The following is a 24517-nucleotide window of genomic DNA, read 5'->3' as shown; positions in this document are numbered from 1 at the left end:
TCGTCCGGACCTGCTGGGCGGCTTCGGTGCTCTACACGGTGACGGGCTCAGTCCACCGGGTCGAGGGGCGTCACCGGGGGCTTCCCCACGTAGGGCCCGGAGCAGACGCTCTCGCTGCGGTAGCAGGTGAAGTACTCGAGGCCGTCGTAGGGATCTGCGCTGGTCATCCAGACATGGGCCCGGAGGGCCCCGCCCGTGACGTCCGTGTCGAGGGCGAGAGATGCGGGCCCGGACCTGTCGGTCCAGGTGCTGGAACTGGCCCAGTCCAGCCAGGTCCTGCCTGCCCACGCCTGCGCGTAGACCCGCCGTTCCCCGACGGCCTTGAACGCCCCGTCCACGCCGACCGACCGGTTGTACCAGGTGACCGTGCCCTTGTAGTAGCTCGCTCCGACCTCGATCGAGAAGGTGCTGGTGGGGTAGCCGGCGGCCGTGGCGGCGGGCGCCGCCGCGACAACCGTCCCGGCGACCGACGCCACCGCGGCCAAGACCGCGCCGAATTTCCTCGTGCGGCTCTTCGCCTTCGTCGTGTCCTTCAGCCTCGCCATGAAACCACTCCCAGGTTCTTCGAGTAACGGGTGCGCAAGCCACGGATCACCGTCGTGCGGAGGCGATCGCCTCGGATCGGCCGGTGAACGTTGCTGCCGTTGTCCGGCAACACCACTCAACCCCGCATGGACCTCGCACCGGAAAGGATTCGAACCGGCTCGAATCCACCGCGACCACTGCTACCGTCGGCGCGGTGCTCACGCTGCGTGTAGACGCCGACACGGTGTCCAGGACACGGTTGTCGCCCTCCCCGGCGTCGGAGTCCCTGGCGTGGCTGAAACTCACCGCCGCGTCGGCACGGCACCCGGTGTTCGGAGATCCCGGACCACTCGCCCGCGCGTCTCTCGCCCACCCGGACGTCGCACTGCTCGCGGACCTGTTGCCGCAGAACGGTGACACCTACACGCCCGACCTGCTCACCCCGCAGCCGGGGACAGACGCGCAGCACCGTGACCTGCTCGACGAGCAGATCGCGCAGATCGAGGCCGCGGCGCAGGACGACCTCGAAACCCAGGTCTTCACCTACACCCGGACCCACTGGAGCAGGCCGCTGCGCGCCGCGACCCGCCGGATCGCGGAGTCGGGGCGGATGCAGCGACGTCTCGCCAACGGCCTCGCCCGGTTCTGGCGGGACGCCCTCTCCGACGGCTGGCCCGAGCTGCGCTCGATCCTTGACCAGGACATCGCCCACCGCGCGACGGCCATCGCCACCCACGGCGTCGGCCGAGCGCTCGGAGCACTCCACCCCGACATCGACTGGGCCGGCGACGCGGTCACCCTCGCCAAGTCGCGGGACGGCGAAATCGACGTCACCGGCCGGGACCTGGTTCTCGCCCCCAGCGTGCTCGGCCGGCCCGACGTCGTCATCCAGGTCGACACCCCTGGACAGTTCGTCCTCTACTACCCCGCCCAGCGGGTCGGAGCCGGCCGGGACCGCAGGTCCGGAAGCATCGCGCAAGTGGTCGGCAACGCCCGAGCGGCCCTGCTGGCGGACCTCGACACCGCCCGGTCGACCGCGGAACTCGCCACCCGGATCGGATACACCCCGGGCACCATCTCCTACCACCTCGGCGCACTGCACCGCGCACACCTCGTCACCAAGGTCAGAGACGGGCGCTACGTGTTGTACCAGCGGACCGCACAGGCAGCACGTCTGCTGGAGGAAGAAGCCCGCGACTAGCCGGCCGACCGGGCTTCGGAGGACGTTCACCTCGTCGGCCGAGTCGGTGCGGGGCGGCGCGGAAAGGACACAGGATGTCCGTTCCTGTGAACCTTGCGCACGGGGAAGCCGCTGACCCGCGGTCCGCAAGGTAGGTCCGGACACCGCGGGGTTCGGGCGGGCACAGCGGTGTGCGATCAGGTGTCCTGTCCAGCCGAACATTGCGGTGTCCAGGGCAAGTTTGCGGTGCTTGCCACGGCGTCCGAGCTAGTTTGCGGGCCGCCACACGTTCCGCCTGAAGTTGGCCACCCATGTGCCACGCCGTAGTCAGGCGGCCTCCAGGACGAAGAACAGGAAGCTCAGGAAGGCCCCGGAGGGGAACCTCGCCATCTCGTCGGGAAAGAGTTCGTGGGCTTCCGGCGCCGGAGGCGGCTCGCTGATGACGGCGGTGCGGAAGCCTGCTGCGGTGAAGGCATCGGTCATCGCGTGCAGCGGGCGGTGCCAGTAGGTGAGCACGGCCTTCTGGCCGTTGAAGTCGTACTCGTCGGACCACTTGGTGGTCGCGAAGTAGTCAGTCTCGCGATGCACCATCTTGAGGAGGATGGGGTGGTTGACGACCACGATCAGCCGGCCACCGGGCTTCAGCACCCGCCGCAGCTCGGCCAGCGGTGCGGTCCAGTCCTCCAGGTAGTGCAGCACCAAAGCGGCCACGGCGTCGTCGAACGCGCCGTCGGGGTACGGCAGCGGGCCCGTTATGTCGGCGACCCGCAGGTCCACGTCGTCGCCGAGCCGCTGCCGGGCCAGCTCCACCATCTTGGCGCTGCGGTCGAAGCCGCTCACGACGGCTCCCCGATCACGTAGCGCCACGGACACAGGACCAGCACCGCAGCCGGCGTCGAGAATTCGTCGACCGGCCACGTCGCCGGCCAGGTCCACGATCGCGGGCCGGACGTAGTAGGCGTTGAGGAGGCTGGTCTCGTTCTCGGCCGTGTACGCCTCGGCGAAGCCGTCGTAGTCGTTCTCCACAGCCACATCGGCGATGACGGCGGAACTCTCGGGAATGGCAGGCATGTTTCCCATACTGCCCAGTGATCAATCAGGGCGCTAGGAGATCATCTCCCTCGCCAATCGCCCGCTTGGGCAGCGCGCAGGGCCAGGAATCCGCAAACCAGCCCTGGACAACAGCCGTTCGCATCCCGTCCGCGCTACCTTGCGGACCGCAGCTCACAGATCTGCACCACCGCAAACTTCAGCCGGACGAGACATCAGGTCCGGATGGTCAGCGACGGAACGCGCTGCCGCCCGCGCTCGTCGGCGTACGCGAGCTCGAACCGCTCGGCCAGCGCCTGCGGCGTCTCGCCAGAGAGATGATCAAGCGTCGGCACGGCGGCATTCTCTTGGGCGGCGCCAGCGCCGCCTCACCCGCCCCGACTGCTCCAGTCGGACAAGACAGATCTGTCAGACACGTCTTGTGGCCCCGCGATTACGCGCGGTATGGTCTAGACCTTCAATCGCCGCCGCGATGTAACGGGAGTACGCACACATCAAGGCAAAGGAAGACACATGAAGATTGGACGCAAGGTTACGGCCGCCATGGCCGGCGTTCTCGCTGCACCGCTGATCGTCGTGGCACTCCCCTCCGGCACGGCGTTCGCGCACGGTTATGTGAACTCACCTGCCAGCCGTCAGGCGCAGTGCGCGAGCGGCGTCGTGAAGGACTGCGGTGCCATCCAGTGGGAGCCGCAGTCGGTCGAGGGCCCGAAGGGCCTGCAGAGCTGTCACGCCAACCTGTCGCAGTTCGCGGTGCTGAGCAACGACAGCAAGGGCTGGAGGGTCGCCAACACCGGCCGTTCGGTGACGTTCAACTGGACGTTCACCGCGCGGCATCGCACGCGTGACTACGACTACTTCGTCGACGGTCGCAAGGTCGCGAACTTCAGCGGCAACAACCAGCAGCCCCCGGCCAGCGTGTCGCACACCGTCAACGTGGGCTCGGCGGGACGGCACAAGGTGCTCGCGGTGTGGAACATCGCGGACACGCCGATGGCGTTCTACTCCTGCATCGACATCAACGCGAGCTGATCACCGATCGCGTGAGGTCCCCTTCCTCTCACGCAACAGCTCGTCGACGTCGAACGGCATCAGGTTCAGCGGCGGACCGGACAACGGTTTCCGCAGCGCGTCGAGGATTCTCGCGTTCACCTCGTCCATGATCGCGCGCGCCTCGGTGTCGGTCTCGGCCGCCAGGGCGCGGGCCCTGGCGGTCTCGGCCTGCTTGCGCAACAGCAGGGAAGGGGGCACCCCTGTCGTGCCCTCTTCCTCCCGGACCTTCTTCCTGATCCACCAGTCCTCTTCGAGCGGCTCACCCGCGCCGGGCAACGGTTTTCCGGCGCCCGGCAGGTCGTCGAACTCGCCGCGGTCCTGGGCCTCGCGGATCTGCCTGTCGATCCACGACTCGAAGCCCATGCCGGGCGGTTTCCGCTGTGTCACGGGGAAAACCTCCTGACCGCGGCCCCGATCGCCTCTCCGAAGGCGGGGCTGCCCTTGTGGCCACTGTCGTCCACGAGGGTCAGCTCGGCGTCCGGCCACGCCTGCGCGAGCGCGTAGGCCGTGTCCGCCGGGCAGCTCATGTCCCTGCGGCCGTGGATCAACGCGGCCGGGATGCCGGCGAGCTCGCCGGCGCCACCGAGCAGGTCGTCCACGAAACCGCCGTGCGAGTAGTAGTGCGCGATGATCCGCACGAGCGCGATCACCTCGTCGGACGCACGGTCGGCGAACACGTCCGGCTTGCCGAAGTTCTCCAGCGACAGCACCGTGTCCTCCCAGCGGCACCACTCCAGCGCCGCCTGCTCCCGGATGCCGCGATCCGGGCTCTCCATCAGCTCCGCGTACGCGCGGACGACGTCGGGCGCGCCACCGGCGTGCGCGCTGAACCGGGCCCAGGCCTCCGGGAAGAACCGGGAAACGCCCTTGTAGAGCCAATCCAGCTCGCGTTGCGACGACAGCGTCACCGCTATCAGAATCATCTCCGACACGCGCTCGGGATAACGCTGGGCGTAGGCGACCGCGAGCGTCGTGCCCCAGGAACCGCCGTACAGCAACCACTTCTCGATGCCGAGGTGCTCGCGGAGCTTCTCCATGTCCGCGATCAGGTGCTCGGTGGTGTTGACGCTCATGTCCGCGGCCGGGTCGCTCGCGTGGGGTGTGCTCTGGCCGCACCCGCGCTGGTGGAAGATCACGATCCGGAACTTCGCCGCGTCGAGCGACTTCCGCGCGCCCTTCGCCGGGCCGCCGGGACCGCCGTGGAGGAACACGGCAGGCTTGCCGCCGGGATTGCCGACGGTCTCCCAGTAGATCTGGTTGCCGTCGCCGACGTCGAGCACGCCGTGGTCGTAGGGCTCCATGAGAACGAGCGTACCGAGCTACACCGACAAGATCGTCCAGGTCAGTCCGGCGTCGTCCGACCGGTGAAGCTCGGCGAACTCCTGGCCGGGCCCGCCGCGCACCAGCGTCGCGTGCCGCGCGTCGGAGAACGCCAGGTCCTCCAGCGGCGGCCCGCCGAGCGTGAGCGGCGTGTCCCACTTCTCGCCGGATCCGCGGTGCACGAACGACCAGTCGCGTCCGGTCGCGGCCACGAGCGCCGCCTCCGGTGACACCGCGAAGCCCGTCGTGATGCCCGCGCGCGGTGGCACGCCGACGGTCTTGAACGGCCCACCGCCCACGGCCTGGCGCAGTTCCTTGGTCATGTTCCCGAAGCCGGGATCGAAGCTGCACAACGCATAGCGGTCGGCGCCGACGGTGCCGAGCCGGGTGGCCGAGAACTCCGTGCACGGCGCCGGTTCCTCCAGCCAGCCCGCCGGTGACCGCGTCCAGTACCGGTTCTCCACGCCGATCGTCGACAACGAGACCTGACCGGGAGCGATCGAGCCGAACGCCCTGCCCTCGACCTCGACGCCCGGCACCGGCTGCCACGAACCGAACCACAGCTCGCGGTGGTACAACCGCGACGACGTGCCGTCGTGGATCACCGCGAGGAACCCGGCGCTGTCGAAACCCAGCGCCCCCACCGTTCCCTTGATCCCCGACGGTTCCCAGCGCGTGCCGCCGTTGCTGGTGACGAACAGCTGCTCGCCGTCGGTCACCAGGCCGGCCGCGTCGTCAGCGAACAGCACGCGCAGCCGGTCGGTCTCCGGCACGGACAGCGCCGGCGTCTTCACCCGCGTCCACGACGCGCCGCCGTCGAGCGTGCGGACGAGCTGCGGGCAGTTCGCGGTCTGGCACACCGTGTCGAGCCCCAGGACGAACCCCCGGTCAGCGGACGTCCACGACGTCGACGCGGGCACGACCCCGGTGCCCGCCCGCGCGGCGGAGGCGGTCAACCCGGTCAGCAGCAGCGAAACAGCAAGAACAGCAATGCGTTTCCCCCACATCGCCTTCTCCCCTCAAGAGGCTGATTCCCACTCAACACCTCTTGCGCGCGAGGCGGCAACCACCCACAACGACACCAAAACCCCGGCACCGCCCGCGATGACGAGGATCAGCCGCGGCCCCAGCACGTCGATCAGCAGACCACCGGCGACGTACGACACCGCGGCCGCCACCCCGATCCCGCCGTAGAAGTTGCCGAACACCCTGCCCGTCCGGTCGCCCGGCACGAGCCGCTGGACGAGCGTGCTGTGCGCGACGTCCATCGCCGCGATCCCCAGTCCCCGCACCGCCTGCAGCGCGAACGCGGACGCGACGCCCCACGCCAGACCGGTGAACAGGTTGCCGGCACTGCTGATCAGGAACCCGGTGACGAGCAGCGCGACCATGCTCCACCGCGCGGAGCCCCTGGCCAGCAACGCATAGCCGAGCAGCAGACCGACGCCCACCGCACCGAGCACGACGCCGGCCACGCTCTCCGGCTCGCCGAACACCCCCATCGTCAGCTGCAGCACCGCGACGTCGTCGATGGCGGTGCACGCGACGACACCGCAGAAGCCGAGGAACACGATCCGCAACGCCCGGTTGCGCCAGATCTCGCTCACCCCGGCCTTCACGTCGGTGAACAGCGTCTCCCCCGGCTCGGCCGGTACCACGAGCTTCGGCAGGCGCAGCAACAACAACGCCGACAGGCCGAACGAGACCGCGTCCACCAGCAGCACACCGCGGGTGTCCATGAACTGCAGCAGCACGGCGGCGAGGAACGGCCCGATGACGTCGGCGCTGTTGGATCCCAGTCCCAGCGCCGTGTTCGCCTGCGGGAGGTCCTTCGGGGCGACCAGGCTCGGCACCGCCGCCCGCGAGGCCGGGAGGAAGACCTGCCCGATCACGGCCCGCACGCCCACCAGCGCGAGCAGGACCGGCAACGGCGGCAGCGTGAACGCGATCACCGCCAGCAGGGCGCCCTGCGCGACCTCGCAGACGATCATGACGGTGCGCCGGTCGAACCTGTCGCTGATGACTCCGGTCAGCGGGCTGAGCAACGACGGCGCGAAGTCGCCCACGAGCAGCAACGCCGCCACCGCGATGGCCTTCCCCAGCACGGACTGCACGTGCACCATCAACGTGACGAGGCTGAGCGCGTCCCCGACAACAGAAACGACCCGTGCGGTGCTGAGCACGCGCAACGGGCCGTTTTCCTTCAGAAGCGTCAGCACATAGCTACTTTGCCAACACCTGGTCGAGCTGGTCAGCCAGTTTGTTCATGATCCCGGCGTAGGAGGAGTAGCTCAGCGGCGCGACCGCGCTCCACTCGACGAACCGGCCGGCCTGCACGGCGGGCAGGCCCTGGAAGACCGGGTGGCCCTCCTTCATCTGCTCCGGGGTGAGCACGTGCTGGCGGGTGTCCCACATGATCACGTGCTCTTTGTACGTGCCGGAGTTCTCCCACGACAGCGACTGGAAGTAGCCGCCGCCCTCGGTGTCGGGCGTGTCCGGCGTGAGCAGCGGCAGTCCGAGCTCCTTGACGTACCAGTCGAGGTCGGGGTTGCGGGCGGGCACGGCGACGTACAGCAGCTTCGGGTCCGCGCCGATCACCTGGATCTTCTGCTTCGCGTCCGTCATCTTCTTGCCGATGGCCTTGAGCCGCTCGGCGGCCTTGGTGAACGCCTCCTCGTCGGCCTTCACCTTCGGGGACTCGACGTCGGCGCCGAGCGACTTCGCGAGCTCCTTGAAGCGCTTTATCCCGTCCGGCAGCTGGATCTTCGACTGGCCGATGCCGACCGTCGGGGCGACCTTGAGGACCTTCTCCTCGAACTCGGCGGTGAGGTGCCAGAGCCCGGTGACCTCGGGGTAGTAGCCGGCGACGACCAGGTCGGCGTTCAGCGCGGCGAACTTCTCGAAGTCGATCTCGCCGTAGCCGGGACCGGTGACGTCGGTGACCTGGCTCGGGTCGATGCTGCCCGCCTCCGGGTCGGTCGTGCCGTCCGCGCGCTTGAGCGGGCCGAACGTGCCGACAACGTTGACACCGTAGTCCTTGAGGGCGCCCGCGGCGGACACCTGCGCGACGACGCGTTCCGGCCGTTTCGGCGCGGTGACCTCCTTACCGCGATCGTCCTTGAAGGACCACTGGCCACTTCCCTGCTCCGTGGGAGCGTTTCCACCGCACCCGGCCACTAGGCCGAGCAGCAGAACCGCGGCGACTGTCCTGCGCAACTGTCCACCTCCTGATTAGGCATGCCTAACCTATCAAGCGGGTTCACGAACCGGGAAACTGCGGTACGTTGATCACCGTGCGGAATCACTCGACGACAGCGCGTCGCTCAGCCGTCGTCGTCGCACTGATGTTGTTCACGTTGTTCGTGCTCCACCCCGCGTGCCCGCCGGAGCCCGCCCACCACGCGGCGTTCACGCCGGGCATCTCCGGCGAGATCTGCCCCCACGGCGAGACGCACCACGTGTCACCCGCGGCGCCCGCGCAGGCAGCGGTGCAGGTCAGCCCACTGTCGTTCACCACGCCGGACCCGGACGGCACGCCTGTCGCGCGCCCCGCCCGCACGGCGCGGCCCTCCTCGCGCGGCGAGCACGTGACCACAGGCCGCACACTCCTGCTCGACCTCGGGATCTCTCGGACATAGGCCGGCCCCCGCTCCCTTCACCGGCCTGTCACCACGTTCTTCCGAGGAACCCCCATGTCTGTACCTGTGCTGGACACGAGCACGCCCGTGCTCTGGATCGACGAGCTGTCGCGCACCTCCGCCTCCGGTTTCTGGGCGAAGCTGGAGAGCGCGAACCCCGGCGGCGGCATGAAGGACCGCGCCGCCCTGCACATGATCGGCCGCGCGCTGGAACGCGGTGATCTCCGCCCGGACGGCCACGTCGTGGAGTCGACCAGCGGCACGCTCGGCCTCGGCCTGGCGCTCGCCGGCATCACGCACGGCCTCCCGGTCACCCTGGTGACCGACCCCGGCCTGGAACCGATCATCCAGCGGATGCTGCGCGCGTACGGCGCGACGGTGGACGTCGTCGACCGCCCGCATCCGACCGGCGGCTGGCAGGAGGCCCGGCGGCAGCGGGTCGCCGAACTGCTGGCGGCGCTGCCCGGCGCCTACTGCCCCGACCAGTACGGCAACCCGGACAACGTCGCCGCCTACGCACCGCTGGCCCACGAACTGGCCGCGCAACTGGGGCACGTGGACGTGCTCGTGTGCGCCGTGGGCACCGGCGGGCACAGCGCCGGCGTGTCCTCGGTGCTGCGTCAGCACTTCCCCGCGTTACGCCTGGCCGGGGTCGACACGATCGGCTCCACGATCTTCGGCCAGCCCGCGCGGACCCGGCTGATGCGCGGGCTCGGCTCGAGCATCTTCCCCCGCAACGTCGACTACTCCGCGTTCGACCAGGTGCACTGGGTGAACCCGGGCGAGGCGGTGTGGGCGTGCCGGGCGCTGGCCTCGCGGCACTACGCGAGCGGCGGCTGGAGCGTCGGGGCCGTCGCGCTGGTGGCCTCCTGGCTGGCGCGGACCTCCCCGCCCGGCACGCGGATCGCCGCCGTGTTCCCGGACGGGCCGCAGCGGTACTTCGACACCGTGTTCAGCGACGAGTACTGCGCCGCCCACGGACTGCTCGGCGTGGTTCCCGCCGTGGATCCCGCGGAGATCTCCTCACTGGGTGAGCGTGAAGTGTTCTCGTGGACCATGTGCCGGTCCGTTGTGGACCCTCTGGCGGTGACGGCGTGATCGCACGGTTCCGTTCGTTCGACCGCAGCGTGCAGTTGTTGCTGCTCAACCAGTTCAGCATCAACGTGGGCTTCTACATGTTGATGCCGTACCTCGCCTCGCACCTGTCCGTGACGCTGGCTTTGGCCGGGTGGGCCGTCGGGCTCGTCCTGGGCGTGCGGAACTTCGCGCAGCAGGGCATGTTCCTGATCGGCGGCACGCTCGCGGACCGCCTGGGCTACAAGCCCCTGATCGTGGCGGGCTGCGCGTTGCGGACCGGCGGGTTCGCGTTGCTCGGGTTCGTGGACGGGGTGCCGACGCTGGTGATCGCGTCGGCGGCCACCGGGTTCGCCGGGGCGCTGTTCAACCCCGCCGTGCGGGCCTACGTGGCCGCGGACGCCGGGCCGCGGCGCGTGGAGGCGTTCGCGCTGTTCAACGTCTTCTACCAGACCGGGATCCTGGTGGGGCCGCTGGTCGGGCTGGCGCTGACCGCCGTGGACTTCCGGCTGACGTGCCTGGTGGCGGCGTTCGTGTTCCTGGTGCTGACGGTGCTGCAGTGGCGGTCGCTGCCCGCGCGGGCCGGTTCGCCGTCGGGCGGCTCGGTGCTCGCGGACTGGCGGCTGGTCCTCTCCAACCGGCGGTTCGTGCTGTTCGCGCTGGCGATGACCGGGTCGTACGTGCTGTCGTTCCAGGTCTACCTGGCGCTGCCGCTGGCCTCGGGGTCGGCGGTGCTGACCGCCGTGCTGTTCGCCGTGTCGGGCGTGCTGGCGGTCGCCGGTCAGATGCGGGTGACGGCGTGGGCGCGCACCCGGCTCGGGCCTGACCGGTCCCTGGTCGCCGGGATGGCGGTGCTGGGCCTGGCCTTCCTCCCGGCGCTCTACGGCGGCTGGCCCGGACTGGTGCTGTGCGCGGCGTTGCTCGCCCTCGGCACGATGATCGTGTTCCCGTTCGAGATGGACGAGATCGTCTCGTTGTCGGGCGACCGGCTCGTGGCGACGCACTACGGCCTCTACAACACGGTCGTGGGCGTCGGGATCCTGCTCGGCAACCTGCTCACCGGTGTCGGCTTCGACGCCGCCGCGCGGGCGGGCGTGCCTTGGGCGCCCTGGCTCGTTCTCACGGCCGTGGGGCTCGGATGCGCGTGGGCGTTGAAGAAGCTGGCGGCGCGTGTCGATTCCGGCGTCGCCGGTTCGACGTCCCCGTAGAAGGCAGGTTCCGGATCGGAGGGTCGCCATGATCGCCACGCTCATCGCAACACTGGTCGAAGAGGACCGCGCGGAGGACGACGGCGTCCTGGCGCCCGACGACCGCCTGACCTGCCACGTGCACGGGAGGTGGATCCACCAGTGCGTCTCGTCGCCCGTGCACGTCAACCCGGTCACGCGGCACCGCTGGTGCCGGGGCTGCGACTCGCCGCTGGGCGTCGTGGTCGACGAGCTCGCCGGTGCCGTCGCGATGCGCTGCCCCCGCTGCGGGTGCGGGGACAGCGCCGCCACCGCCCGCCTGATCGCCGCGTGCCGTGCCTCGATCGAGGCACACCGGGCCGCCTGACCATAACCGGCACGCGGGGCGCTTTCGTGCCGTCTTTCCGCACGAAAGCGCCCCGCGTGCGCCCCGTCATCACATCCGCGACGAGGTTCGCCAATTGACGAATTCTTGTCTTATGTCAACGCACGCGGGGTCCTTTCGTGCGGCATGACGGCACGGGAGGTCCCCGCGCGTGAGCAGGCGGGGCCGGAAAGGTTGAACCCCGGCACCCGTTCGGCCGTACGCCTCCTCAGAAGCCGATTCCGACTCCTGAGGAGGCCGCGTGCCCGGCCGTGCTGCAAGGACTACCGCTTTGGCCGCCGTGATCGCCGCGACGGTGGTGTCGATGCCTTCGGCGCACGCGCAACCCGCCGACGACGCGCTGAAGGTCTACAACGACCTGACGCGCGAGGCGGAGAAGCTCAACCAGGACCACCTCAAGGCGCAGGGCGACCTGTCGACGGCGAACGGGATCGTGGTCGCCGCCACCGAGGCCGAGAAGAAGGCGCTCGCCGAGTCGGAGCAGTTCCGCGGCCAGGTCGACACGCTGACCGAGGCGACGTTCGAGGGAGCCCGGCTCAACGACCTCTCGGCGTTCCTGACCTCGACGTCCCAGCAGGACTTCCTGGAGCGCATGCAGGCGATGAACATCATCGCCGCCGACCAGAACGCGGCGGTGTCGCGCATGAACGCCACGCTGGCCGAGGCGACGAAGGCCCGCACCGACGCGGCCAACGCCGCGGCCGCCGCGCAGAAGCTCGCCGCGGACGTCTCCACCCGCAAGGTCGCCATGGAACAGCAGGTCTCCACCGCGCGGACGAAGTACCAGTCGTTGTCCGCGCCGCAGAAGCAGACCCTGGCCGCTCCCGGCCCCAAGGTCACCGTGAACGCGCCCGCGGGCGCCGCCGGCGCCGCGCTCACCTTCGCACTGGGCCAGCAGGGCAAGCCGTACGTGTTCGGTTCGAACGGACCGAACTCGTGGGACTGCTCGTCGCTGATGCAGGCCGCCTACCGGTCCGCCGGTGTGTCCATTCCGCGCGTCACCTACGACCAGGCGAAGGTCGGCCGCGGAGTCGGCCGCGGCGAGGTCGCGCCTGGCGACCTGATCATCTACTACTCGGGTCAGTCGCACGTGGCGATGGCCGTGGACGGCACCCGAGCGGTGCACGCGTCCACTGAGGGCGTGCCGGTGAAGATCGCGAACATCGACTCGATCGGGCCCATTTCGGTGATCCGCCGAGTTGTCGGGTGACGCGTCTCTCCTACCCCGCGATAAACCCACGTGGACGACTGTGAGAGCGTGCTGGCCGGTGAACTGATGGGCCCCCGGTGGTAGACGAGAGCAAGGTCATTCCGTAACCTTGCCGAGACCTTCGGCCCAGCAGTTAACCCACTCGGGGCACACGCCAAGGTTGCCGCCTCACGCGCAGTAGTTCTCGCGGGGCGGCTGCCAGGAAAAAGGAGGACCCGCGACGTGGTGTCGCAACCCTCACGCCGCATCGTGCGTGGAGCATTCGTGGCGACGGCAGCAGTTGTCGCCGTGGCACTGCCCACGGCACCGGCCACCGCACAGCCCAACGCCGCGGACGCGCTCAAGAAGTTCAACGAGCTGTCCGAGCAGGCCTCCAAGCTCAACCAGGACCACCTCAAGGCCCAGGAAGACCTGAAGGCCAAGCAGGGTGAGCTGGACAAGGCCAAGGGCGACCTGGCCAACGCTCAGAAGGCCGAGGAGTCCCTCCGCGGTCAGGTCGACCTCCTCACCGAGGCGACCAACTCCGGCGCGAACTTCAGCCAGATCTCCGCGCTGCTGGTGAGCGACTCGCAGCAGGACTTCCTCAACCGCATGTCGGCCATCAACATCCTCGCGGCCGACAACGCGGACGCACTGCAGAAGCTGACCGACGCCGTCAACGCGGCCGACGCGGCGACGAAGTCGGCCAACGAGGCGACCGAGACGTCGAAGAAGCTCCTCGCCGAGATGGACCAGAAGAAGGCCGCTCTCGACAAGCAGCTCGCGGAGGCGACGGCCCAGTACCGTTCGCTGAGCACGTCGGTTCGCAACACGCTGGCGCAGTCCGGCGACATGTCGAACATCAACGTCCCGGCGGGCACCGCGGGCCGTGCTCTGCAGTTCGCGCTCAACCAGCGGGGAAAGCAGTACGTCTACGGCTCGAACGGTCCGGACACCTGGGACTGCTCGTCGCTGATCCAGGCCGCGTACCGCTCGGCGGGCGTGTCCATCGGCCGCACCAGCTACGCCCAGGCGGCCGCCGGTCGCCCGGTCAGCCGTGGTGAGGTCAAGGCCGGCGACATCATCGTCTACTACTCGAGCCAGTCCCACGTGGCGATGGCGGTGGACGGCATTCGTGCCGTGCACGCGTCGACCGAGGGGCAGCCGGTGAAGATCGCCGACATCGACTCGATCGGCCCGATCTCGGGCATCCGCCGCATCGAGGGCTGACCGTCGCACTTGTCGAACGCCCCCTGCCTTCGGGCGGGGGGCGTTTTTCACTCCCTCGGGTGCACGTGCGCCGCCGGCCCGGCGCGACGGTGGCGGCCGGGAACTCACCGCGGCCGACAGCTGACCAGCGTCAACGGGTACATGCTGACCCTGCAGTCCGACGGCAACCTGGTCCTGTCGGAGAACACCGGCACGGTGTGGGCCAGCGGCACCGACGGCAAGGGCGCGGTGCGGGCCGCGCTGCAGGACGACGGCGACTTCGTGCTCTACACGAGCGACGACAACGCCGTGTGGTCCACCGGCACGCAGGGCAACGAAGGCGCACGCCTGGTGCTGCAGGACGACAGGAACCTCGTCGTGTTCGGCGGTGACGGCGGCGCGAAGTGGGCCTCCAACACCAACACCGACTCGCCGCAGCCCTCCCCTGAGGCGCCCGCCGCCGCTCCGGTCCAGGAAGCGCCGGCCGCACCCGCCGCTCCGGCCGTGCAGACCTGCACCATCGCGGGCGGCGACACGCTCTGGGCGACCGCCGAGCGCTTCTACGGCGACGGCAACCGCTACGGCGAGATCGCGTCCGCCAACGGCATCGCGAACCCGGACCTCATCCACCCCGGCCAGGTGCTGACCATCCCCTGACCGGGGCCTGTGCGAATCGGGCCGGACACCCTTCTCACGGAGGGGTCCGGCCCGATTCGCATGTCAGGGAACCACCGTTGATTCCACCTGACCAAAAATCTCAGCCGGACTGCTCCTGGCGGGCGATCGCGAAGGCCGGGTTGCCCTCGTCGTCCTGCCGCACGTCGAGGACCTTGTCCTCCAGGTACTGGGCGGCCGCCGGTTCCAGGATGACCTTGGCGCCCGCGGGGGCGGCCACCACCTCGTCGCCGTCGACGGCCTCGCTGAGCGACAGCTCCAGGGCCGCCTGGCTGTCCTGCTCGGTGGCCAGGGCGAAACGCAGGCCGATGTCGTCGGTGGTGCCCTCTGACTGTGTCGTCAGCTCGTTGATGACCTCGGCAGCCATCGGCGTGACTTCGAGCATGTCGGCCCCTCACACATCGGAAACAAGAAACTCGTTCCGTGTTCCCGGCATGGGCCGGCTTCAACCGCCATCGGCCGAAGTCGCAGGTAGAACGCCCTTTCTGGCAGCAGGGCGGTGTTCGTGACGGGCGGTAGGCGCATCTCGCCGCTAGGCGACGCGGTGCGCCTGCCGCGACACCTCGTTCCGCACGTGCCCGCAGGCCGAGCACACGCGCTGCACCGGGATCAGTTCGGCGACGAGCCGCCACGAGTCGGCGAACGACGGCACCTCCTGCCCCGGCACGAGCAGGCTGTCGAGCACCTCCTGCCGGCGGCGGCCCTTCTCCCGGCTGCGCTCCACCGGGTCGCGCCGGTGGGCGAGGGCGCGCGTCTCCGCCTGCGCCTGGCGGCCCTGCGCGGTGAGGCCGACGCCTCGGCGAGGAGCGTTCAGGGCGGCGTTGCGCCGGTTCACCCGGTACCACTCGCCGAGGGAGATGCCCGTCAGCGGCGGCTTGGCGAGGCCCGCGCCGTCCGCCGTCCAGGTGCGCAGGCGGGCACGCAGGAACTCGTGTGCGACCTGCGCGCGGGAACGGGGGCGGCCCTGGCTGGTGCCGTCCGGCTTCTTGTCGATGGCCACGAGCAGGGCGTCGACGCTCCAGCCCGCCCTGAACCACGGCTCGAGCAGGCGCCGCACCCAGCGGCGGTCGGCGTCGGCCCACGAGGCGCGCACGCACAGCGACTCGACGGCGACGTCGACGTCGGAACCGGTGGACGGGACCACGCGGCCTGGCCAGCGGTTGGGTTCGATCTGCATCGGGAACTGACCTCCTCTAGCACGCACACGAACACCTGTTCGACATGCTGCCACGGGGGTCTGACAAAAAATGAACCTCCAGCGCCTGACCAGGCAAAACTCACCCGTTCAGCAGAGCCCGAACGGTACGGCGGCGTGGCGTCCCGCAGACCGCCACTCCGGCGCTAACCTGCGGAAATGACCCATCACGAGCCCCACGACGAGGTCGCCGGCAACCGGATGAACTGGCTGCGCGCGGGCGTTCTCGGCGCCAACGACGGCATCGTGTCGACCGCCAGCCTCGTGGTGGGCGTCGCGGGCGCCACCACGGACCGCGCCCAGATCCTCGTCGCGGGCCTCGCGGGCCTCTTCGCGGGCGCGATGTCCATGGCCAGCGGCGAGTACGTGTCCGTCAGCAGCCAGCGCGACGCCGAACGCGCGCTGCTCGCGCAGGAGCGCCGGGAACTCCGGGAGATGCCCGAGCAGGAACTCGAGGAGCTCAAGGAGATCTACGAGGACAAAGGCCTCGACGAGGAGACCGCCGAGGAGGTCGCCAGGCAGCTCACGAAGCACGACGCGCTGGCCGCCCACGCCGAGGCCGAGCTGCACATCGATCCGGACGAGCTGACGAACCCGTGGGGTGCCGCCATCGCGAGCTTCATCGCGTTCACCATCGGCGCGCTCCTCCCCCTCGCCGCGATCGCCCTCACCCCGACCGGCCTGCGCGTGCCGATCACGGTCGCCGCAGCCGTCCTCACCCTCGCCCTGACGGGTTTCGTCAGCGCCAGGCTCAGCGGCGCCGGCAAACGCCGGGCGGTCGTCCGCAACATCGCGGGCGGGCTGATCGCGATGGGCGTCACGTACGCCATCGGCTCGCTGGTCGGCCAAAGCATCGGATAGCGCCGAACTGGGTACTGGGAAGCACATGAGCGAAGAACGCGGCGCGTACGTCCAGCAGGACTCCGAGGACTTCGAGGGTCTGGACGAGGACAACCTCGGGCACGACCCGGTGGAGACCGAGCCGGAGGAAGGCTGGGCGGAGTCCACCAAGTACGGCATGACCGAGTACGAGCAGGCTCACCCACGACCGCTGGACGACCGGCTCGCGGAAGAACGCGCCGACGTCGGCGAGACGGGTGCATGATCGAGACATGAGCCTCGGCATCCCGGAGAAGATCACAGCGCTGCTCTTCGACCTCGACGGCGTGCTCACCAGCACCGCCGTGCTGCACCGCCAGGCCTGGCGGCAGACGTTCGAGGCCATGGGCCAGCCGTTCAGCGAACAGGACTACCTGGCCTACGTGGACGGAAAGCCGCGCTACGACGGCGTCCGCAGCTTCCTGACCTCACGCGGCCTCACGCCGTCGGAGGACGAGGTCCGCCGCATCGGCGACCAGAAGAACGACCTGGTCAACGCGATCATCGACGAGCAGGGCATCAACCCGTACCCGGCCTCGGTCGACTACCTGAAGGCGGCCAGGGCAGCCGGCATGCCCATCGGCGTCGTCACCTCCTCCGCCAACGCGATGCGCGTGCTGCGGGCGGGCAACCTGCTGGACTACGTCGACGCGCTGGTGGACGGCAACGTCATCACCGCGTCGAACCTGCGGGGCAAACCGGCACCGGACTCGTTCGTCGAGGGCGCCAGAAGGCTCAGGACCGCACCCGAGAACGCCGCCGTCTTCGAGGACGCGCTCGCGGGCGTGAAGGCAGGGCACGACGGCGGGTTCGGGTTCGTCGTCGGCGTCGACCGCGGCAACCAGGCGGAGGCGCTCAAGGCCGGCGGCGCCGACGTGGTCGTCGACGAGCTCGACGAGCTGCTCTCATGAGCTACGCCGTCGAACCGTGGCAGCTGCGCTGGCAGGGCCTGTCCGTGGACCACCTGCACCAGACCGAGTCGACGTTCGCGTTGTCGAACGGCCACATCGGCCTGCGAGGCAGCCTGGACGAGGGCGAGCCGAGAGGCCTGCCCGGCACCTATCTCAACGGCTTCTACGAAGAGCACCAGCTGCCGTACGGGGAGGGTGGCTACGGCTACCCGGAGGCGGGCCAGACCGTCGTGAACGTGACCGACGGCAAGATCATCCGGCTGCTGGTCGAGGACGAGCCGCTGGACATGCGCTACGGCAACGCCGTCGAGCACGAACGCACCCTCGACTTCCGCTCCGGCACGTTGCGCCGCCGCACGGTCTGGGAGTCGCCGACGGGCAGGCGTGTGATCGTGCGCAGCGAACGGCTCGTGTCGTTCACGCAGCGCGCGGTCGCGGCCATCCGGTACGAGGTCGAGCCGATGGACGACCTGCAGCTCGTCGTCCAGTCCGACCTGCTGGCCAACGAGCCGATCAAGAGCCGCAGCGACGACCCGCGTGTCGCCGCCGCGCTGGATTCCCCGCTGGTCAACGACTTCACGATGGCCGAGAAGATGCGGGCCGTGCTGTGCCACCACACCAAGGTGTCCGGCCTGCGCATGGCCGCCGCGATGGACCACGAGATCGACGTCGACGGCGTGGACACCCGCACGGAGATCCGTGCCGAGGACGACCTCGCCCGGTTCACCGCGGCCGTCGACGTGCCCGCGGGCGGCTGCCTGAAGCTCACGAAGTACCTGGCCTACGGCTGGTCCGGCCAGCGGTCGACCCCCGCGCTCCGGGCCCAGGTGGAGGCCGCGCTGGCCGGTGCCTGCCAGACGGGCTGGGAGGGGCTCCTCCAGGAGCAGAGGGCGTTCCTGGACGACTTCTGGGAAGTCGCGGACATCGAGATCGAGGGCGACGACCAGCTGCAGCAGGCGATCAGGTTCGCGCTGTTCCACGTCCTGCAGGCCGGGGCGCGCGGCGAGTCCCGCGCCATCCCCGGCAAGGGCCTGACCGGACCGGGCTACGACGGCCACGCGTTCTGGGACACCGAGATGTTCGTGCTCCCGGTGCTCACCTACACGGTCCCGGACGCGGCCCGCGACGCGCTGCGCTGGCGTCACGCCACTTTGGACAAAGCGCGGGAACGAGCGAAGGTTTTGGGGCTCAAGGGTGCCGCGTTCCCGTGGCGTTCGATCAACGGCGCCGAGTGCAGCGCGTACTGGCCGGCGGGCACCGCGGCGTTCCACGTCTCCGGCGACGTCTCGTACGCCATCCAGCAGTACCTGAACGCCACCGGCGACGAGGACTTCGATCGGTGCGAAGCCACCGAGATCCTGGTGGAGACCGCACGGCTGTGGATGTCGTTGGGGCACCACGACCCGCACGACGGGTTCCGCATCGACGGCGTGACGGGACCGGACGAGTACTCGGCGATCGTCGACAACAACGTCTACACCAACCTGATCGCCCAGCAGAACCTGTGGGCCGCCGCCGACGCCGCCGAGCGGAACCAGTACGACGTGGCGGAAGAGGAGATCGCGGGCTGGCGCAGCGCCGCGGCCGCGATGGCGGTCCCGTACGACGAGATGCTGCAGGTGCATCCGCAGGCGGACAACTTCACCAAGCACGCGGAGTGGGACTTCGAGAACACCCCGGAGGACAAGTACCCGCTGCTGCTGCACTTCCCGTACTTCGACCTGTACCGCCACCAGGTGATCAAGCAGGCGGACCTGGTGCTCGCCATGCACGTGCGCGGTGACGCGTTCACCGACGAGGAGAAGGCGCGCAACTTCGCCTATTACGAGGCTCGCACGGTGCGTGACTCGTCCTTGTCGGCGGGCACTCAGGCGGTGCTGGCGGCCGAGGTCGGGCATCTCGGACTCGCGTACGACTACCTGGTCGAGGCCGCGTTCACCGATCTCCACGACCTGCACGAGAACGTCACCAACGGCCTGCACATGGCCTCGCTGGCGGGTGCGTGGACGGCGCTGGTGGCCGGGTTCGGCGGAATGCGCGACCACGGCGGCGAGCTCACGTTCGCGCCGCGGCTGCCGGACGAGCTGACCCGGTTCTCGTTCCGGATGTCCTTCCGGGGCACGAGGATCTCGGTCGACGTGAGCGAGGCCGGGGCCACCTACCGGATCGTGGACGGCACCGAGCTGACCACGAGGCACCACGGCGAGCAGATCACGATCACCGCGGACACCCCGGTGACCATGCCGATCCCGAAGGCTCCCGACCTCGAGCGACCGAAGTCGCCGTTCGGCCGGGAGCCGCGCAGGCACTAGTGGAGCTGGGAGACCTGGTAATGCGCGATCAGGTCTCCCTTCACCAGCACGCTGAGGTGGACGTTGAGCGTCGGCCGGTCGACGAACGAGAAATCGACGTTCACATAGCCGAGAACCAGATCTTCGGCGAGCCGGCGCGTTTCCAGAATCTTGTACTCGGCTCTCAGCCCGACGGGCTGGGAATCGTAGTACTCGGCGACAGCGGCCCTGCCCACTCCGTAGGGGCGGAGGCCCTGGAAAATGGCGTCCTCGGTGAAGTTCGCGGCCACGCCCTCGGGGTCGTGCGCGTCCACGGCGGCCTTCCACCGGTCCATCACGTTCTCGATGATCATGTCAGTGCCCCGCGCTCTGGCCGCCGTCGACGTGCAGGATCTCGCCCGTGACGAAGCCGGCCTGTTCCAGGAAGGTGACCGCGTCGACCACCTCGGAGATCTCACCGATCCGGCCGACGGGGTGCAGCCCGGCGAGCGCCTCGTGGGTCTCCGGGGCGTGCATCGGCGTCTTGATGATGCCGAGCGCGACCGTGTTGAAGCGGATGTCGCGCGCCGCGTACTCGACCGCGAGCGACCTGGTGGCGGCGTTGAGACCGCCCTTGGTCAGCGACGCGAGGGCTGACGGCACGGCCGACAGGGCGTGGTCGACGAGGCTCGTGGACACGTTCACGACGTGGCCGCCGTTCGCCTCCATCGCCGCCACCGCGCTGCGGGTGATGTCGAAGAACCCGACGAGGTTCGTGGCCGTGACGGTCGCGAAGTCCTCGTCGGTGTACTCGGTGAACGGCTTGGCGACGAAGATGCCGGCGTTGTTCACGAGCGAGTCGATCCGGCCGAACCGCGCGAGCGCCTCCCGCACGACCCGCGCGCCCTCACCGGTCTTCGAGAGGTCGGCGCGAACGGCGAGCACCTCCGGGTCGTCGGAGTTCTCGACGGAACGCGAGACCGCGACAACCGAATAGCCGAGCTTGCGATAAGCGGGAACGAGTGCCGCGCCAATCCCCTGCGACGCTCCCGTGACGATTGCCACCTTGCTGGTCATTGTCCTGCTCACTTTCGAAGGAGGAGTAGCGGATCTGACAGCCACAACCACCCGCGAACCGGCTTCATTTCACGGAATTGTGACGCCTTTCCTCCGACGTGTGAGGCTCAGCCTCCCAGGGCGCGGTAGGGGTCGTCCGAGGGCAGCCAGGCGCGGTCCAGGCCGAGGTCGCCCACGTCCCGCACGATCGCGTCGGCCGCGGCGACGACGTCCGCGCGCTCCTCGTCCTCCCTGCGCACCAGCGACCAGGTCCACAGCACCTCGGGGTCGACGACGGGCCGTGCCACGAGATCCGGCGGCAACGGCGTGGTCTGCCCCTTCGGCGAGTTCAGCACCGGCGTCGTGCACACCCGCACGTGGTCGAAGAAGGCCGGTCCGGTGATCGCGCCGTTGTGGATGCGCCGGACGCGGCAGCCGGTGTCCTCGGCGAACTCCTCGGCGTAGTCGTTCCAGGACTGCCACGACGTCACGTCGTCGTCGACCAGCACCGCGATGTCCTTCGCCCTGACCGGGCTCGTGTCCGTGCCGACGGCCACCGCGTAGAGCCGGTCGGCACCGAGCAGCTGCGCCTTGAGCCCGAGCCGCGCGGCCTCGGTCCTGCGGATCCAGCACACGGCCAGGTCGAGGCTGCCGTCCGCCACCCGCGCCGCCTGCTGGTGCGACGGCACGACCCACGCGTCCACGTAGAGCTGCGCGACCCCGGCCGTGCGGGCGGTCAGGTCCGGCGGCAGCCAGTTCACGTACCCGATCCGCACCGGCCGCGACCCGGACAGCTGCCGCGCGTGCCGGTGCAGCTCGTCGGCCCGTTCCAGCAGCGCCCGCACCTCCGGGACCAGCGCGGCACCGGCGGACGTCAGCGCCACGGTGCGGCGGTCGCGGGCGAACAGCGGCACGCCGAGGTCCCGTTCGAGCGCCTTGATCTGCTGCGACAACGACGGCCCCGCGATCAGCAGCCGAGCCGCGGCCCGGCCGAAGTGCAGCTCTTCGGCGACCGCGAGGAAGTACCGGAGTTGACGCAGTTCCACCCGCCCATCCTAGGAGGCTCAGGCTCTCACGCAGGAGAAAGCCGGTCGTGGCATCCGCGGCGGCCCGGTCGCACGATGAGGCCATGAGAGAGTTCATCGTCGAGATCACCACCACGATCCCGGACGGCACACCCCAGTCCGAAGTGGACTCGCGTCGCGCGGCCGAGGCGGTGCGGGCCGGGGAACTCACCACGAGCGGCAACCTCGTCCGGTTGTGGCGCCCGGTCGGCGAACTGCGCAGCATCGGTCTGTGGCGCGCCGAGGACGAGGCCGACCTCCACGCTCACGTGCTCGGCACGTTGCCGTTGAGCCCGTGGATGAAGTTCGACGTCACCGCTGTGCAGCCCCACCCGAACGATCCCGGCCGACTGTGAACGTCCGGCCGCTGTCGCCGCCTGTACCCTCGGAATCACAGCTCCAGCACCACCTTCACGTCACCGGGCCGCGACTCGAACGCCTCCGCGAACGACTCCAGCGGCACCCGCCGGGTGATCAGGCCGGACAGCCAGGCGTCGTCCGCCCGGTCCAGGACCGCGGCGGCCTCCCGGTAGTGGCGCGGGTTCGCGTTGACCGTCCCGAACACGATCCCGTTGCGCAGCACCAGGTCCCGGTTGATCTGGCCGATGTCGGCCGGCAGCACCTCGCTGGACGGCACGCCGGTCAGGCACACCAGGTCCCGTCCGAGCAGCCGCGCGACCAGCGACGGCGCACCGGTCGCCTCGATCACCACCGGGCAGTCGGGCAACGTCCGGTGGTAGGTGGCTCCCAGCGACTCCACCAGGTCCGGCTTCGGCCCGGACTCGGCCAGGTCGAACACGTGCACGTCCAGCCCCCGCTGCACGCCGATCAACGCCGCCAGCAGCCCGATCGGCCCGGCCCCGGTCACCAGCACGCTCTCGAACGGGTACAGCGCCAGCCGGTCCAGCCGCTCCCACGCCTTGACCACGACGGAGGCGGGCTCGACCAGGACACCGGTCGAGGAGCTGACCGCCACCGCATAAGCGGCAGGCACTGTCCACAAGGTCGAGCCGTAACCGTCGAGCCCGGTGATGCCGCGCTCGGTGTACTGCCCGTTCCGGCACATGTCGAACTCCCCGCGCGCACACGCCACGCACGGCACCGGGTCGGGCCTGCGGACCACGCCGGCCACCAGCGAGCCCGGCGCGAACCCCGGACCGCTCACGACCCGCCCCAGGGACTCGTGTCCGATCACGAGGGTTCCGCCGACCCCGAACTCGCCGCGCACGATCTCGCGGTCCGTCCCGCAGATGCCGATCGCCAGTCCCTCGACCAGCAGGTCCTCCGGTCCCGGCACCGGATCGGGCAGCTCGGTCAGTGCCAGCGACCCGGCTCGTGCAAGATCCACCGTCAGTGCGCGCATGAGAACCATTCTTGACATATGAACAGCGACGCGCTGGTATGAGAGCGCTCTCACGCAACCCTGTCTCAGTGAGGAGATAGTCGATGCGCAAGCTCCTGCTGCTCGCGACATCGGCCCTGCTAGGGCTGACAACGATGTCCGCACCTGTTCAAGCGGCTCCACCGAACCTGCTCCCGCTCACGGTCACGAACAACTCGGGCCGCGGCGACGCGGTCCACCTGTACGTGTTCGGCGAGATGGGCGGCCGGCTCGGGTACGTGAACGCGAACGGCCAGTTCACCGCCTGGCCCGGAGGCGGGATCCCCCCGACTCCCGCACCGGACGTCTCGATCCCCGGCCCCGGGAACGGCGCCAGCCGGACCCTGCAGATCCCGCTCAACCTCGCCGGCGGCCGGCTCTACATGTCCTTCCGCGACAAGCTGAAGTTCTCCCTCGTCCCGGGCGGCCTGGTGCAACCGGCGCCGTGGGCCGCGGGGGACCCGAACCGCGACATCCTGTTCGACTGGAGCGAGTTCACCTACAACGGCGGCGGGCTGTGGCTGAACAGCTCGCAGGTGGACATGTTCTCGGTCCCCCACGCGGTCGAGGCGACGTCCCAGGCGGGCGCGACCAAGCGCACCGGCCAGGTCGTCTCCAACGGCCGCAACCGCATCTTCGACCAGCACCAGCAGCTGGGCGGGGACTGGGCGCGGCTGGTCCACACCCGCTCCGACGGCACGCGGCTGCGCGTGCTGAACCCGAGCAAGGGCCTCGACGCGGGCCTGTTCTCCAGCTCGTACTTCGCGAACTACGTCAGCAGCGTCTGGTCGACGTACCAGAACACGCCGCTGACCGTGGTCCCGTTCCAGAACGAGCCGAACCGCCGGTTCACCGGTCGCGTGAGCGGCGGGGTCATGCGGTTCACCAACACCTCGGGCCAGCAGGTCGCGGAGTTCCAGCAGCCGTCGACCCGGGACATCCTCAACTGCGACGGCAGGCTCGCGGCGCCGAACAACGAACTCGGCGCGATCTCGCGGTCGCTGTGCGCGGCGCTCAACCGGTCGACGCTCGGCTTCCTGCACACCCAGCCGACGTACAACGCGAGTGAGTTCTACACCCGCGCGACCACGAACCACTTCTCGAAGATCGTGCACCAGAACATGGTGGACGGGAAGGCCTACGGGTTCGCGTTCGACGACGTCGGCGCGTTCGAGTCACTTGTTCACGAACCGAACCCGCGTTCGGCGAAAGTCACGCTGACCGGATTTTAGACCGAAGTATTCTTGCGTTTGATCGACTTTCACTCCACTGTGTG

The 24517-nt window shown here is 69.5% G+C and carries 28 protein-coding genes; 15 read left to right on the top strand and 13 right to left on the bottom strand.

Annotated features, from left to right (window positions below; genetic code table 11):
• Positions 1-47: 47 nt before the first annotated feature.
• Positions 48-545 carry a hypothetical protein gene (locus AB0M48_RS28290; protein ID WP_363847554.1) on the bottom strand — a complete coding sequence of 166 codons (498 nt, stop codon included), beginning with the start codon at positions 543-545 and terminating at the stop codon, positions 48-50.
• Positions 546-739: 194 nt separating this feature from the next.
• On the opposite strand from AB0M48_RS28290, the gene AB0M48_RS28285 reads away from it, so the two are divergent.
• Positions 740-1726: a DUF5937 family protein gene (locus tag AB0M48_RS28285; RefSeq protein ID WP_363847552.1), complete on the top strand. Its 987-nt coding sequence runs from the start codon at positions 740-742 to the stop codon at positions 1724-1726.
• Positions 1727-2032: 306 nt separating this feature from the next.
• On the opposite strand, the gene AB0M48_RS28280 is transcribed toward AB0M48_RS28285, so the two are convergent.
• A complete protein-coding gene (locus AB0M48_RS28280) occupies positions 2033-2776 on the bottom strand; it encodes a class I SAM-dependent methyltransferase (RefSeq protein ID WP_363847549.1) in 744 nt (247 codons plus the stop codon).
• Between the two features lie 492 nt (positions 2777-3268).
• Between AB0M48_RS28280 and AB0M48_RS28275 the strand changes: the two genes are divergently transcribed.
• The gene (locus tag AB0M48_RS28275; protein ID WP_363847546.1) at positions 3269-3787 is read left to right on the top strand and encodes a lytic polysaccharide monooxygenase auxiliary activity family 9 protein; all 519 of its coding nucleotides are present in this window, start codon (positions 3269-3271) and stop codon (positions 3785-3787) included.
• Here the strand turns inward: AB0M48_RS28275 and AB0M48_RS28270 are convergent, their stop codons facing one another.
• Genes AB0M48_RS28270 through AB0M48_RS28250 form a run of 5 tightly spaced genes read right to left on the bottom strand, consistent with a single transcriptional unit; the run spans position 3788 to position 8344 of the window.
• Entirely contained in the window at positions 3788-4195 is a 408-nt protein-coding gene (locus AB0M48_RS28270; protein ID WP_363847543.1) for a DUF1992 domain-containing protein, read from the bottom strand. It abuts the gene before it with no gap.
• Positions 4192-5109 (bottom strand): prolyl aminopeptidase, encoded by a 918-nt coding sequence (gene pip, locus AB0M48_RS28265; RefSeq protein WP_363847540.1) that lies wholly within the window; start codon positions 5107-5109, stop codon positions 4192-4194. The genes AB0M48_RS28270 and pip overlap by 4 nt, the downstream gene beginning before the upstream one ends.
• A gap of 18 nt (positions 5110-5127) precedes the next feature.
• Entirely contained in the window at positions 5128-6135 is a 1008-nt protein-coding gene (locus AB0M48_RS28260; protein WP_363847537.1) for a hypothetical protein, read from the bottom strand.
• A gap of 12 nt (positions 6136-6147) precedes the next feature.
• Entirely contained in the window at positions 6148-7347 is a 1200-nt protein-coding gene (locus tag AB0M48_RS28255; RefSeq protein ID WP_363847534.1) for an MFS transporter, read from the bottom strand.
• Positions 7348-7351: 4 nt separating this feature from the next.
• The gene (locus AB0M48_RS28250; protein WP_363847531.1) at positions 7352-8344 is read right to left on the bottom strand and encodes an ABC transporter substrate-binding protein; all 993 of its coding nucleotides are present in this window, start codon (positions 8342-8344) and stop codon (positions 7352-7354) included.
• A gap of 77 nt (positions 8345-8421) precedes the next feature.
• On the opposite strand from AB0M48_RS28250, the gene AB0M48_RS28245 reads away from it, so the two are divergent.
• The 7 genes from AB0M48_RS28245 (at position 8422) to AB0M48_RS28215 (ending at position 14467) form a co-directional block, all read left to right on the top strand.
• Positions 8422-8766, top strand: a complete 345-nt coding sequence (locus AB0M48_RS28245; protein ID WP_363847528.1) for a hypothetical protein — start codon at positions 8422-8424, stop codon at positions 8764-8766.
• 54 nt (positions 8767-8820) lie between these two features.
• The gene (locus AB0M48_RS28240; protein WP_363847525.1) at positions 8821-9864 is read left to right on the top strand and encodes a PLP-dependent cysteine synthase family protein; all 1044 of its coding nucleotides are present in this window, start codon (positions 8821-8823) and stop codon (positions 9862-9864) included.
• Positions 9861-11048 carry an MFS transporter gene (locus AB0M48_RS28235; RefSeq protein WP_363847522.1) on the top strand — a complete coding sequence of 396 codons (1188 nt, stop codon included), beginning with the start codon at positions 9861-9863 and terminating at the stop codon, positions 11046-11048. Before AB0M48_RS28240 ends, AB0M48_RS28235 begins: the two co-directional genes overlap by 4 nt.
• A gap of 28 nt (positions 11049-11076) precedes the next feature.
• Positions 11077-11394: a hypothetical protein gene (locus tag AB0M48_RS28230; RefSeq protein ID WP_363847519.1), complete on the top strand. Its 318-nt coding sequence runs from the start codon at positions 11077-11079 to the stop codon at positions 11392-11394.
• A 298-nt stretch (positions 11395-11692) separates the two neighbouring features.
• Entirely contained in the window at positions 11693-12622 is a 930-nt protein-coding gene (locus AB0M48_RS28225) for a C40 family peptidase (RefSeq protein WP_363847823.1), read from the top strand.
• Positions 12623-12886: 264 nt separating this feature from the next.
• On the top strand, positions 12887-13831 hold the full coding sequence (locus tag AB0M48_RS28220; protein ID WP_363847516.1) for an NlpC/P60 family protein: 945 nt from the start codon (positions 12887-12889) through the stop codon (positions 13829-13831).
• A 141-nt stretch (positions 13832-13972) separates the two neighbouring features.
• Entirely contained in the window at positions 13973-14467 is a 495-nt protein-coding gene (locus AB0M48_RS28215; protein ID WP_363847513.1) for a LysM peptidoglycan-binding domain-containing protein, read from the top strand.
• Between the two features lie 100 nt (positions 14468-14567).
• On the opposite strand, the gene AB0M48_RS28210 is transcribed toward AB0M48_RS28215, so the two are convergent.
• Both AB0M48_RS28210 and AB0M48_RS28205 read right to left on the bottom strand, forming a co-directional pair.
• Positions 14568-14870 (bottom strand): iron-sulfur cluster biosynthesis protein, encoded by a 303-nt coding sequence (locus tag AB0M48_RS28210; RefSeq protein ID WP_363847510.1) that lies wholly within the window; start codon positions 14868-14870, stop codon positions 14568-14570.
• Between the two features lie 147 nt (positions 14871-15017).
• Positions 15018-15662 carry a hypothetical protein gene (locus tag AB0M48_RS28205; RefSeq protein ID WP_363847507.1) on the bottom strand — a complete coding sequence of 215 codons (645 nt, stop codon included), beginning with the start codon at positions 15660-15662 and terminating at the stop codon, positions 15018-15020.
• A gap of 177 nt (positions 15663-15839) precedes the next feature.
• On the opposite strand from AB0M48_RS28205, the gene AB0M48_RS28200 reads away from it, so the two are divergent.
• Genes AB0M48_RS28200 through AB0M48_RS28185 form a run of 4 tightly spaced genes read left to right on the top strand, consistent with a single transcriptional unit; the run spans position 15840 to position 19782 of the window.
• Positions 15840-16541, top strand: coding sequence for a VIT family protein (locus AB0M48_RS28200; protein WP_363847504.1), 702 nt, complete (start codon positions 15840-15842; stop codon positions 16539-16541).
• Between the two features lie 25 nt (positions 16542-16566).
• Positions 16567-16785: a hypothetical protein gene (locus AB0M48_RS28195; protein WP_363847502.1), complete on the top strand. Its 219-nt coding sequence runs from the start codon at positions 16567-16569 to the stop codon at positions 16783-16785.
• Positions 16786-16792: 7 nt separating this feature from the next.
• Complete coding sequence (locus AB0M48_RS28190) at positions 16793-17470, top strand: beta-phosphoglucomutase family hydrolase (protein WP_363847499.1); 678 nt, start codon at positions 16793-16795, stop codon at positions 17468-17470.
• Positions 17467-19782 carry a glycosyl hydrolase family 65 protein gene (locus AB0M48_RS28185; RefSeq protein WP_363847496.1) on the top strand — a complete coding sequence of 772 codons (2316 nt, stop codon included), beginning with the start codon at positions 17467-17469 and terminating at the stop codon, positions 19780-19782. Before AB0M48_RS28190 ends, AB0M48_RS28185 begins: the two co-directional genes overlap by 4 nt.
• Here the strand turns inward: AB0M48_RS28185 and AB0M48_RS28180 are convergent.
• The 3 genes from AB0M48_RS28180 to AB0M48_RS28170 form a co-directional block, all read right to left on the bottom strand.
• Positions 19779-20114, bottom strand: a complete 336-nt coding sequence (locus tag AB0M48_RS28180; protein WP_363847494.1) for a nuclear transport factor 2 family protein — start codon at positions 20112-20114, stop codon at positions 19779-19781. The two genes, AB0M48_RS28185 and AB0M48_RS28180, sit on opposite strands and share 4 nt — an antisense overlap.
• A 1-nt stretch (position 20115) precedes the next feature.
• Positions 20116-20817, bottom strand: a complete 702-nt coding sequence (locus tag AB0M48_RS28175) for an SDR family oxidoreductase (RefSeq protein WP_363847491.1) — start codon at positions 20815-20817, stop codon at positions 20116-20118.
• 107 nt (positions 20818-20924) lie between these two features.
• Positions 20925-21842, bottom strand: coding sequence for a LysR family transcriptional regulator (locus AB0M48_RS28170; protein WP_363847488.1), 918 nt, complete (start codon positions 21840-21842; stop codon positions 20925-20927).
• A gap of 83 nt (positions 21843-21925) precedes the next feature.
• On the opposite strand from AB0M48_RS28170, the gene AB0M48_RS28165 reads away from it, so the two are divergent.
• Positions 21926-22216, top strand: coding sequence for a muconolactone Delta-isomerase family protein (locus AB0M48_RS28165; protein ID WP_363847485.1), 291 nt, complete (start codon positions 21926-21928; stop codon positions 22214-22216).
• 35 nt (positions 22217-22251) lie between these two features.
• On the opposite strand, the gene AB0M48_RS28160 is transcribed toward AB0M48_RS28165, so the two are convergent.
• A complete protein-coding gene (locus AB0M48_RS28160) occupies positions 22252-23223 on the bottom strand; it encodes an alcohol dehydrogenase catalytic domain-containing protein (RefSeq protein ID WP_363847483.1) in 972 nt (323 codons plus the stop codon).
• An 83-nt stretch (positions 23224-23306) separates the two neighbouring features.
• On the opposite strand from AB0M48_RS28160, the gene AB0M48_RS28155 reads away from it, so the two are divergent.
• Positions 23307-24473: a beta-1,3-glucanase family protein gene (locus AB0M48_RS28155; protein ID WP_363847480.1), complete on the top strand. Its 1167-nt coding sequence runs from the start codon at positions 23307-23309 to the stop codon at positions 24471-24473.
• Positions 24474-24517: the final 44 nt, after the last annotated feature.

Origin of the sequence: Lentzea sp. NPDC051208, from assembly GCF_040682435.1 — a bacterium.
In the GTDB taxonomy this organism is placed as follows: Bacteria; Actinomycetota; Actinomycetes; order Mycobacteriales; family Pseudonocardiaceae; genus Lentzea; species Lentzea kristufekii.
The sequence above is the reverse complement of the archived record's forward strand: the minus strand, read 5'-3'. Positions and strand labels throughout refer to the sequence as shown.